At 49.3% G+C, this 10264-nt stretch carries 10 protein-coding genes and 1 pseudogene; 5 read left to right on the top strand and 6 right to left on the bottom strand.

What is annotated here, in order from left to right:
• Positions 1–174: 174 nt before the first annotated feature.
• A complete protein-coding gene (locus Q0668_RS06815; protein WP_298861781.1) occupies positions 175–354 on the bottom strand; it encodes a hypothetical protein in 180 nt (59 codons plus the stop codon).
• 102 nt (positions 355–456) lie between these two features.
• Here Q0668_RS06815 and Q0668_RS06820 point away from each other — a divergent pair, with 102 nt between their 5' ends.
• On the top strand, positions 457–801 hold the full coding sequence (locus Q0668_RS06820; protein WP_298861784.1) for a zinc ribbon domain-containing protein YjdM: 345 nt from the start codon (positions 457–459) through the stop codon (positions 799–801).
• A gap of 1135 nt (positions 802–1936) precedes the next feature.
• Here Q0668_RS06820 and Q0668_RS06825 read toward each other — a convergent pair.
• On the bottom strand, positions 1937–3040 hold the full coding sequence (locus Q0668_RS06825; protein WP_298861786.1) for a mandelate racemase/muconate lactonizing enzyme family protein: 1104 nt from the start codon (positions 3038–3040) through the stop codon (positions 1937–1939).
• Positions 3041–3227: 187 nt separating this feature from the next.
• Between Q0668_RS06825 and Q0668_RS06830 the strand changes: the two genes are divergently transcribed.
• Together Q0668_RS06830 and Q0668_RS06835 are read left to right on the top strand one after the other, a co-directional pair.
• On the top strand, positions 3228–3575 hold the full coding sequence (locus Q0668_RS06830) for a cupin (RefSeq protein WP_298861796.1): 348 nt from the start codon (positions 3228–3230) through the stop codon (positions 3573–3575).
• Between the two features lie 54 nt (positions 3576–3629).
• Positions 3630–4427 (top strand): aldolase/citrate lyase family protein, encoded by a 798-nt coding sequence (locus Q0668_RS06835; RefSeq protein ID WP_298861799.1) that lies wholly within the window; start codon positions 3630–3632, stop codon positions 4425–4427.
• Between the two features lie 77 nt (positions 4428–4504).
• Here the strand turns inward: Q0668_RS06835 and Q0668_RS06840 are convergent, their stop codons facing one another.
• Genes Q0668_RS06840 through pyrF form a run of 3 tightly spaced genes read right to left on the bottom strand, consistent with a single transcriptional unit; the run spans position 4505 to position 7122 of the window.
• Complete coding sequence (locus Q0668_RS06840; RefSeq protein ID WP_298861801.1) at positions 4505–5506, bottom strand: YhdH/YhfP family quinone oxidoreductase; 1002 nt, start codon at positions 5504–5506, stop codon at positions 4505–4507.
• A 42-nt stretch (positions 5507–5548) separates the two neighbouring features.
• Positions 5549–6184 carry a DNA-3-methyladenine glycosylase gene (locus Q0668_RS06845; protein ID WP_298861804.1) on the bottom strand — a complete coding sequence of 212 codons (636 nt, stop codon included), beginning with the start codon at positions 6182–6184 and terminating at the stop codon, positions 5549–5551.
• Positions 6181–7122: an orotidine-5'-phosphate decarboxylase gene (pyrF, locus tag Q0668_RS06850; RefSeq protein WP_298861806.1), complete on the bottom strand. Its 942-nt coding sequence runs from the start codon at positions 7120–7122 to the stop codon at positions 6181–6183. The genes Q0668_RS06845 and pyrF overlap by 4 nt, the downstream gene beginning before the upstream one ends.
• Before the next feature lie 288 nt (positions 7123–7410).
• Between pyrF and Q0668_RS06855 the strand changes: the two genes are divergently transcribed.
• Complete coding sequence (locus Q0668_RS06855) at positions 7411–8325, top strand: radical SAM/SPASM domain-containing protein (RefSeq protein WP_298861809.1); 915 nt, start codon at positions 7411–7413, stop codon at positions 8323–8325.
• Positions 8326–8344: 19 nt separating this feature from the next.
• On the opposite strand, the gene Q0668_RS06860 is transcribed toward Q0668_RS06855, so the two are convergent.
• On the bottom strand, positions 8345–9094 hold the full coding sequence (locus Q0668_RS06860) for a rhamnogalacturonan acetylesterase (RefSeq protein WP_298861812.1): 750 nt from the start codon (positions 9092–9094) through the stop codon (positions 8345–8347).
• Positions 9095–9339: 245 nt separating this feature from the next.
• Here Q0668_RS06860 and Q0668_RS06865 point away from each other — a divergent pair.
• Positions 9340–10264 (top strand): annotated as a pseudogene (locus Q0668_RS06865) (hypothetical protein); the annotation flags it as partial.

A 10264-nucleotide genomic window follows, 5' to 3' on the forward strand; every position in this document is an offset into this window, starting at 1 on the left:
ATTGTTCCTGAATTCAGCCAGATCAACGACAGTAATGCAGTAGGGGGTATACCGGTTAATTCTACGTTTCAGCGACTCGCCATTCGTAATGATGGACAGGTTGTAGGAGAATTCTAAGACCGGTGGCCTTGAGGCTCGCGCAAGACGCGGGCGACGATCTCTTTGCCTTACGAATCAATCGTTGAAATCGTGAATCTCCAAACCGGTCAACCACAGACGGCGGGGACGAGATTGGCCGTTGATGTTCAACCCGATTCGGTGGCCGTGAATGCGATTCGCGGCAAGTGAGTGCGATGTGTCCAACTCGATGACCTGTGGCTCGATAAGCTGCCCCCCCTTTTTTGTCTTTCTCATCCTGCCTATTCCGTGGAGCAGGAAAACGTTATCTTAATAGGACATCGTGACGGACTGGAAATTGACAATGAGAGAATGGTCAAACAATCTGCAGGAGATGAGATGAGCGATTTGCCGAACTGTCCTGAATGTGCCTCTGGATATACCTATGAAGACAGAAATTTGCTGGTTTGTCCCGAATGCGGCCACGAATGGAGCAAAGCAACAGCCGAAGAGGACACCCCAGCCGGCCCCGTTATAAGAGATGCCAACGGCAACGCACTGAAAGACGGTGATACGGTGACCGTCATTAAAGACCTGAAAGTGAAAGGCTCATCCACGGTCGTCAAGGTAGGCACGAAAGTAAAAAATATCCGCCTGGTCAATGGTGACCACGACATCGACTGTAAGATCACCGGCATCGGTGCCATGCAGTTGAAATCAGAATTCGTGAAGAAGGCGAACTGAACAACTTCGCTCACTCCGCCGCAGCATAGATTGTTTAAGTGATCAGGAATTGTTTGTTCTGTCCCTGATCCCTTTTGGTCTTTCTGATAGAGATTGAACAAATTGATCTCATACCGCCGGGTCAAATTCACTCAATTTTATTCTTTGTTCTGTTTCCCTGTCAGTTTCCTGCTCGCTTTGCTCGGCCCGAATTGCATTCGGGCCTACCCACTGTTGTTAGTGGTGTTGATGTGGGCTTTGTGTACTGATGGATTTTCAGTGATGGCGTGTTTTCAGTCAGGGGTGGCTGGCGCTATTGCTTACAATGTGCTTGCAGAGTTTTACCCGGTTCGATCGAGTCCCATTAGTTTGTTGAGGCGGGCGCGGAGGCGTTCTCGCCCTATTTGATACCCTGCTTTTATATGGGGGACTGTTTTCTATGAATTTGATGCTCTGGTTTTCTGTTTGTTACTTCTAACGGCGGCTCGGTAGTGTTTCTTATTTCCAGTCGTTCTTTGCAACTTGGGAGAAACCGTGGCTAACGCCATTCGGCTAATGATCAAAAACAATATAAGGAGGAACCGGGGCTAATGCCCTTCGGCTAATGATCAAAAACAAGATCAGCCGCAAGGCATTAGCTGTGGTTAATACCGGTCTGGTTAAAGGTGACTTGCTTGAGAATTATCCTCAAAACTATTAAATATACACTGCCTGGCGCCGAGCCGCTCAGATACTTGTTGTCGGGGGCTGGTGTTGTGTTGGTGACTTTGATTCAGGTTGCGATTGTTTTGACTGCAATTGATTGTTGCGAACGGCGTCGGGGAGTCAAGTTCATTTTGAATCACGAAGCGAGGTTGATCGCTGCCAAACCGTGTCCGTACAGAGTGTCAGACGCGTCTATGCGTGATCGATATGCGTCGATAAGTTACGAGATATTGGGAACCGGTGGTGGTTTTTCAGGTGAAGATTTTCAAAACACAGAGACTTTTATAGTAGTGAGAGAATCAGTGTTTGCTGTAAGCAGTGCTCATAAAACGCATCTCGCGCGCGACGCACATAAACGCATAGTGGGATTTTCGATGACCGAGTCAAGTCTAATTTCAGCACTACTTTCATATTAGTAATGAGGGGGCTGTGTGAGCAGGTTGATGAATGATTATTCCATCGAGCTTTTCACTAGATACCGTTTGAGCATGGCTTCGTCGATTTCGATGCCGAGGCCCGGTTTGGTGGGTACCTGGATGGTGCCTTCTTCGATTTCGAAAGGTTGGGTGATGATATCGTTTTCGAGGCTATAGTAGGTGCAGTCGTTGGCCAGGGGGAAATTCGGGGAGCTGCCTGCCATGTGCAACATGGTGGCGGTGCGTAATCCGAGATCGTGGGAGCAGTGGAATATGCAGGGGACGTTGGCTGAGGCAGCGATTTCGCCGACGAGTTTTACAGCCCAGAGGCCGCCGCATTGATAGGTGTCGGGTAGGAGAAAGTCGGCTGCGTCTAGTTCTAAAATCTTCCGAACGTTTTCCATTGTGGTGACTGATTCATTCAGCGCGAGCGGGGTTTTTGTCTGCTGGCGAATGTCGGCCGATTCCTGTAACAGGGCTTTGTCCATTGGTTGTTCGAAGTATTGCAGATCATAGGGTTCGAGATCTTTGGCGAGTTGCAATGCGAGTTCCGGCGCGTAACCCATGTTGGGGTCGATGCGTAGATTCAAACGGTCTCCCACTGATTCCCGAATCGCGCGGACCATTGCTAAATCTTCTTCGGGCGAACGGCCGGCTTTTGTTTTAAGAGTTTTGAAGCCGAGGTCTACATAGTGTTTCGAAATGGTGGCGGCTTCTTCGGGGCCGCGAATGCCCATGCAGCAGGTGACTTCGACGCGGTCGCGATACAGGCCTCCCAGCAAGCGATGCAAAGGTTGCCCGCATTGTTTGCCGAGGATGTCCCAGCAGGCCATTTCGACGAGCGCCTGAAGATACGTTTCTTCGATGCCCCAGTCGGCATATAGAGCGGAGATGTCGGTTGGGTCTTTGTCTAACAGGATCGGTCGGAAATAGCTGGCTTCCTCACCGGTAAATGATTTCGCGTTTTGAAAGGAAAGACGTTGTGGTGTTTCTCCCCAGCCGATTATTCCTGCGTCGGTTTCAATGCGAATGATCAGCGCGCCGGTCGAGGAGGAAGAGATATACCGTGACTGATAAGGGGAAACCGGCGTTTGCATGGGAATATCAACCAGAAACGTTTCGACGCCTGTGATTTTCATGGGGGGCTCCAAAGGTAGGGGGATTCGTGGGAACAAGAAAATGCTACCAGTTCCCGAAGTGAGGGGCAAGCGGGTTCGCGCGTTCCTCAATTGTGGGCACGCTTGTTGTGTCGGCTGTTGTGATTTACAGTAGAGATTGATTCTCTGCTGCAGAAAACTTTTCTCATAGTTCAGTATCAAGAATAAAATGATGGTTCCTGAAATATTCAACCTGTTGACTCCGTTTAAGACACTGCCTGCTGAGGAAGTGTTTGAGGAGTTATTTTGTGGTTCGTCGTTTCGGGTCGAGCGGATTGTTTCGAGCGGTCAGGCGACTTCTGATGGGGAATGGTATGATCAGAGGCAGGCGGAGTGGGTGGTTTTGCTGTCGGGTTCTGCGGTACTGCGATTTGAGGGGGAAACGGAGGGACGTGCGCTGATTCCCGGCGATGCGGTGAACATTCCCGCGTTTTGTCGGCATCGAGTGGAAGCGACTGCTGAGAATCGGGAAAGCGTTTGGCTTGCAATCCACTATGAGCCTGTCGAGAATGGATAAATCGTAAAGCAGATTACCACCATAGAATAGATTTCAGGAAAGAATTTCAGACTGATGAAAAAGAATCCGGTTAAGGCGGCATTGCGTGAAGGAAAACCTCAAGTGGGAACTTGGCTCTCATCGGGGGATGTGATGATGACCCGTTTGATGGCCCGTATAGGATTTCCGTGGCTCACAGTAGATATGGAACATTCGCCGATTGACTGGTCGCAGGCGGCGCTGTTATTCGGTTCGATTGCAGATGCGGGTTGTGTTCCCCTGTGCCGAGTTCCTCTGGGAAAATATGAATTGATCAAGCGGGCGCTGGACGCCGGCGCGCATGGGATTATTGCTCCCATGATTAATACTGTCGAACAGGCGAAAACAGTGATCGATGCTGTCAAGTATCCGCCTGAAGGAAATCGGTCTGTGGGTGGCGTGCTGCATGCGATGAATTTCGATGCAACCGCTGGCGATTATTACAAACATGCCAACGATGAAATTCTGGTCATTCTTCAAACGGAATCACCTGAGGGCGTAGAAAACGCCGAAGCGATTTACAGCTTGCCCGGCGTCGATGGCATTTTCGTTGGTCCGAACGACCTGACATTTCAGATGAGCAAAGCGACGGGGGTGCATCCTTCTCCTGACGAACTGGAAGAGCAGTTGCAGATCATTTTAGCGGCTGGCAAGAAAACGGGCACACCTGTTGGCCTGCATGTGCAGACGATCGAGGCGGTGGAATCGCGGATTGCTGAGGGCTGGCAGTTTATCGCTTGTGGCAGTGAAGTGAAATTCATGCTTAACGATGCACAGCGGATCGTTAGTGGTTTGAATCTGAAAGCAGAAGCTGCTGACCTGGCTCGGTATTAAATCGAATTCAGCGAGATGAAAAATCAAAGAGGCCATCTGGAAACAGGTGGTCTCTTTTTCATGAATGGGATGAACGGTTATTCTTCACCGATTTGAATAATGGTCCGTTCCTGGTGGCTCCCATTGAGGATGCTGTCGACGGTTTTGGAAACTTGATCCAGGGTAATTACTCTGGCGCGGGAATCGAGGTCGGGCAGTTTCCAATCGGTGGCCAGTTTCTGCCAAAGTGCGGTTCGTTTTTCGATGGGGTACCAGGCAGAGTCGATACCAGAGAGTGTTACTCCGCGTAGGATAAAGGGGAATACGGTCAAATCGAGTTCGGTTCCGCCTGCGTTTCCACAGGCGGCGACGCAGCCTTCGGGCTGGATCGATCGAATGAGATGACTTAACAATGAACCGCCGACGGTATCAATGGCGCCGGCCCATTGCGCTTTGAGCAGGGGTTTTTTGGAACCCGTATTTACTTCATTGGGGTGGATGATTTGTTTCGCACCGAGTTCGATTAGCCGTTCTTGCAATGCTATTTTACTTGAGACGGCGGTGACAGAATAACCGAGTTGGTTGAGTAATGAGAGGGCGAATGAACCTACGCCTCCCGAAGCGCCGGTCACAAGAATTTCACCGGCATTAACGTTGATGCCGTGATGGAGGAGGCTGCTGACGCATATGGCTGCGGTGAGGCCGGCGGTGCCCAAAATCATCGATTCTTTTAATGTGAGTTCCTCTGGCAGAGGTACAATCCATTCGGGTTGCACACGAATGAATTCGGACCAGGCTCCCCAGCGTTCAACGCCGAGTTCATAGCTGGTGACGACAACGGATTGGCCCACCTTGAATTGATCGGAGTCTGATGCAACGACAATTCCCGCGGCATCGATGCCGGGAACGTGCGGAAAATTTCGGACGACTCCCGGTTGTCCGGTGGCGGCCAGCGCGTCTTTATAGTTGATCGAAGAATAGACGACGCGAATGGTTATCGCGCCGGGAGGTAAATCGTCATGCGAGATCGATTCTACGTCGGCTGTGATTTCGCTCTGTTCATTTTTATTGACTTGATAGCAGTCGAAGGCGTTCTTCATACGGTGGTTCGATCCTGAATGTGATGTTTTGATTTATTTTTGTTACCAGGGGCCGTCGGTTGATTCCATTTCCAGACTGCGCCAGCAATACCAGCTGGCGAGGGTACGATAAGGCTGCCAGCGCTGGGCAATTTCAATGCAGGTCTGTTTATCGGGACGTGTTTTTAATTGATAAATTGCCTGAATGCCATTTTGGATGCCTAGATCGTCGTGGGGAAAAATGTCGGGTCGACAGAGTCCGAACATCAAAAACATTTGGGCGGTCCAGTTGCCTATGCCTTTGACTTGAATCAATTCCTCTGTGACTTCTTCGTCGGACATGAGATGTAATTTATGCAGGCGGACGTTGTTTTGCAGTACCATCTCCGCAAGATGGCGCACATAATTGGCTTTTTGACTGGAGAGCCCGACCGAGCGCAATTCCTCGTGTGAAAGGCGGATGATCTTTTCTGCCGTGGGTTGACCTTTACCACTGAGTGTGTGTAGCCGTTTGTAAATGGTGCGTGCAGCCGAGGTGGAAATTTGTTGTGAAACAATCGAACGTAAGAGCAAGGCAAAACGGTAGCGATACGGTTTGAGCGTGCAGACGCCAATGGTGTCGATGACGGTCTTTAGACGTGGGTCTGCTTTTCTCAGATGTTTCGACGCTTTTGCGAATGCGGCTGTCTGATCGTTCATTTTAAATTACCCGCGGGTGTATGCGCGGCTAGATCGGAAATCATATCATGCGTGGCGGTTTCAATGGCCTGTTCCCATTCTGCGGGCGAGAACTTTTCTGAATAGGGTGCCTTGCGGATGGCGAAGTTAATACCTCGCGAACTATTGATGATGGCGCCAAGTCCACTTTCATCAAAGGCGCCCGCGACATCTCCTGCACCGGCGCCCTGGCTGCCATAGCCGGGGACGAGCAGGGGAGTGTGAGGCATAAGTGCGCGGAGTTGATTGAGTTCTTCGGGGTAGGTGGCCCCGACGACGGCACCGATGGCGCCATAGTTTCCAGCGCCTTTTGTCTTCAACGCAAGTTCTTCGACGGCGGCAGCCACACATTCATATAGATTGGTGCCTTCGGTTTTGCGATCTTGAAAAGTTCCCGCGCCAGGATTACTTGTGCGTACTAAAACATAAATGCCGGCGCCTCTTTCAACGGCGACATTCACGAACGGTTCCAATGTGTCGCTGCCAAGATAGGGGTTCACCGTTAAACAATCTGAGGCCCAGACGGCGCTATCGGGGTTTTCGCCGGCGAGATAACCTCGGGCGTAGGCTTCCGCGGTGGAGCCGATGTCTCCGCGTTTGGCATCACAGATGACAATCAGCCCGGCGTCGCGTGCTTTTTTGATGACGCGTTGCAGGGCGATACAGCCGGCGGGTCCCCATTCTTCGAAGAAAGCGGCCTGCGGTTTGACAGCGGGAACCAGGGGGGCTACGACATCGATGATGCGGAAACAGAACTCTTGAAAGGCGGCCGCTACGATGTCGGCTTTGTTGTCATGCCGGGATTCGGCGGCTTTCACAATTTCTTCGGGAAGCCAGTCAAATCGGGGATCAAGGCCGACCAGGGCGGGTGTTTTTTTATTTTGAATGGCGAGATTTAAACGGTCTGAAAAATGGTGCATCTGATAACTGCTTTCAGTGTTTCGAGTTAAGCATCAATGGTCTTTGAATGTGGTAGAAGTCTCATACCTGAATCATACAAAGTTGAAGCGACAATCGGAATCAAAGGGGTTTTGGAATTCGAATTCTCAGGGAGGGAAATCTTATTGCTGTTCGATGACAATCGCTCGGGTGCGAGATCGTTTCAAATGTATAGAGGTACTAATTCTCATTGACAAAAAATGGGATGTCTGCGATGCTCGCGCCGCAAATCGGTTCGTTTTTGTCTGATTCATGGAAGAGTCACAACTATGTTGGAAATATTAAGCCCTTATCAATTTAGCGAACAGAGAGCGGAATATGATGCAAAAGTCGCACGAATGCGTCATTCTCACTATATGGATTATCCCCGACATGTGCATCTGGAGACATTGGCCCGGTGTAATGCGAGCTGTAATTTCTGCCCTTATCCGAATCTGAATCGCAAGCATACGAAAATGAGTGATGCACTGATTGATAAAGTGCTGAATGAACTCACAGAGTTGCCGCCGGAAATGAATTTTCAGATCTCGCCGTTTAAAGTGAGCGAACCGTTTCTGGATACGCGCTTATTTGAAACGCTGGGTAAGATCAACACGTTGATTCCTCAGGCGAACATCGCTTTGACTTCGAATGCTTCGCCGATTACGGAAGATAAGTTGGAGGCACTACAGGAAGTCAAAAATATCGGCTATCTATGGATCTCATTTAATGACCATCGAGAAGAAGAATACGAGCGCGTGATGGGTTTGAATTATCAGCGAACCCACCAACGTCTGGATATGATTCACGATGCCTTTGCTGATGGCGAGGTTTATTTTCCGGTTGTGCTGTCTCGTGTTGGCGATGGGTCGAAGGCAGATCATGAATTTGTGGAATGGGCGGGCATCAACTTCCCTCTGTTCAAAGCAAGTGTCTTTCCACGTATGGAATGGATGGGTCAGGTCGAAGGGCTGAATGTTTACGAGGTTCCCAATATGGGCTGTGAACGTTGGTTTGAACTTTCGATTACCGCTACAGGAGAAGTGGCCCACTGTTGTGCAGACGGTCAGGCGGAATATCCGATCGGCAATGTTAATGATCAGCATGTGCTCGAGATCTATAACTCGCCTGAATATCGCAAACTTCGGGAAGCCACTGTTTCACGCTTGAGCGTGGAACCCTGCAACAGATGCACTTTCATGTAATGGAAGTCGATTGATCAGATCAATCGTGTTTGCCTGCGTTCTGTTTCAGATAGGGTTTGAGTGCGGGAACAGCGTTTGGGATTTCTTCGACTACCAGACGCGCAATTTCGCGTGCTCCGTTACTCGTAAAGTGGCTCCGATCATCTGGTTTGGGGCTGAAGTAGGCACTCTTTTCATCACCCAGCTTGTTGAACATCGCGACACTTTTCTGATGCAGATCGATGACCGGTACGTTTTTCTCGCGACCTACTTTCAGCATGGCATCTGCATAGGGGCGGAGTGTGGTCCAGATCATGCCGTTTTGAAATCGTCTGCGTGTGACGGGAGTGATTAGAATCGGATTGATATTTACTGCGCGGGCTTCATCAATATACTGGCGAAGGTACTGTTGATAATCGGTCGCGGGGTCAGTCGCCCGGTCCCCTTTGCCCGGACAGTCATTGTGGCCGAACTGAATTAGCAGATGATCGGCTTTTTCAGCGACGACTTTTTTCCAGCGACCTTCTTTGATGAAACTTTTTGAGCTGCGTCCCGAGGCGGCACGATTGAGGATTGTAACATCGGAGTTAAAAAATTCGCCGAACACCTGACCCCAGCCAGTTAAGTCAGGACGGTCTTTGGGGCGTTTGTTATAAGTGGCAACCGTCGAATCGCCAATTAATAAAATTCGAATTTGAGTTTCACTGGCGGAAGTGGGGGGCGGAAAGGAAAGCAGGCAGGAGATCAGAATTGTAAACGCGATTCGTACTTGCGTTGGAGAAGGTTTCATGGATAAGCTTTCTTATTGATGGTAAATCGGTATGACTACATTTTTTGTAAGAAATGGTTTAGGTTTTGCTGGTTTTTCAGTTGAAAGAGGTGGAATCTGTTTGAAAAGTATGTTGACAGCAGAGAAAAAGTGCTTAAAATGGATAAAGATATCCGATATCGGGGTTGTCCCTGCCATTTTCCGCAGATTGTAGTATTGTTTAATAGTACGTTTGTTTCCCGCCTTTGTTTCAGAGTGACATCACTATGCATGCCAATTTAATGAAAGTCGCGAAAAGCGGCATCCAGTTGGTTGGACTCTTTGGTCTCTTCTGTTTGTTTCAGATGCCCGTGGATCTGTTTGCGCAAGTCAGTTTTGAAGAAGCGCCGATTAATTATAACAAATCGAAACCAGAAAATCTGATTACTCGTTTGCAAAAAAAAATGGATCAGGGTCAGATCAAGCTGGAGTATTTACGGGACAAAGGCTTCGGTTATTTACCTTCAGTGTTAAAGTCTCTGGAGATTCCGGTCTCTTCTCAGGTACTGGTTTTTTCCAAAACGAGTTTGCAGGTCAGGCATATCGACCCGCAATCGCCGCGTGCTTTGTATTTTAATGACGATATCTATATCGGTTATGTTCAAGGCGGTGCCGTTCTGGAAGTTTCTGCCAGTGATCCGAAACTGGGAACGGTATTTTATACGCTCGATCAAACGCAATCCGCCAAGCCGACCTTTGTGCGAAAAACATTTCAATGCACGCAATGTCATGCATCTTCGCTTACGCAGGGAGTTCCCGGTCACATTATGCGGTCTGTGTATCCTGGTCCCGATGGAATGCCCGTGTATCGTGAGGGCACCTATCGCAGCGATCAGTCGAGTCCCTTTAATGAGCGCTGGGGTGGCTGGTATGTATCGGGAACGCATGGAAAAATGCGTCATATGGGAAATATGATTTTTCGAAAAGGGGACAGTTCCAATAATCTGAATCGAGAGCGTGGGGCCAATGCCGTTGATTTGGAGAAGTGGTTTGATACAGATGCTTATCTCGGACAACATAGTGATATTGTGTCGTTGATGGTTTTGGAGCATCAGTCCAAAATGCACAATTTGATAGCCCGGGCACAGTTTGAAGGTCGAATTACCGTTAGAGATGCAGAAGTAATGAACAAAATGCTGGAGCGCAAGGCCT

Source organism: uncultured Gimesia sp., assembly GCF_937910335.1.
Lineage (GTDB): Bacteria > Planctomycetota > Planctomycetia > Planctomycetales > Planctomycetaceae > Gimesia.

What these genes read in the sequence shown, in the direction of transcription:
- Q0668_RS06815 (WP_298861781.1), bottom strand. Translation starts at nt 354, where the DNA reads ATGAGAAAGACAAAAAAGGGGGGGCAGCTTATCGAGCCACAGGTCATC.
- Q0668_RS06820 (WP_298861784.1), top strand. Translation starts at nt 457, where the DNA reads ATGAGCGATTTGCCGAACTGTCCTGAATGTGCCTCTGGATATACCTAT.
- Q0668_RS06825 (WP_298861786.1), bottom strand. Translation starts at nt 3,040, where the DNA reads ATGAAAATCACAGGCGTCGAAACGTTTCTGGTTGATATTCCCATGCAA.
- Q0668_RS06830 (WP_298861796.1), top strand. Translation starts at nt 3,228, where the DNA reads ATGATGGTTCCTGAAATATTCAACCTGTTGACTCCGTTTAAGACACTG.
- Q0668_RS06835 (WP_298861799.1), top strand. Translation starts at nt 3,630, where the DNA reads ATGAAAAAGAATCCGGTTAAGGCGGCATTGCGTGAAGGAAAACCTCAA.
- Q0668_RS06840 (WP_298861801.1), bottom strand. Translation starts at nt 5,506, where the DNA reads ATGAAGAACGCCTTCGACTGCTATCAAGTCAATAAAAATGAACAGAGC.
- Q0668_RS06845 (WP_298861804.1), bottom strand. Translation starts at nt 6,184, where the DNA reads ATGAACGATCAGACAGCCGCATTCGCAAAAGCGTCGAAACATCTGAGA.
- pyrF (WP_298861806.1), bottom strand. Translation starts at nt 7,122, where the DNA reads ATGCACCATTTTTCAGACCGTTTAAATCTCGCCATTCAAAATAAAAAA.
- Q0668_RS06855 (WP_298861809.1), top strand. Translation starts at nt 7,411, where the DNA reads ATGTTGGAAATATTAAGCCCTTATCAATTTAGCGAACAGAGAGCGGAA.
- Q0668_RS06860 (WP_298861812.1), bottom strand. Translation starts at nt 9,094, where the DNA reads ATGAAACCTTCTCCAACGCAAGTACGAATCGCGTTTACAATTCTGATC.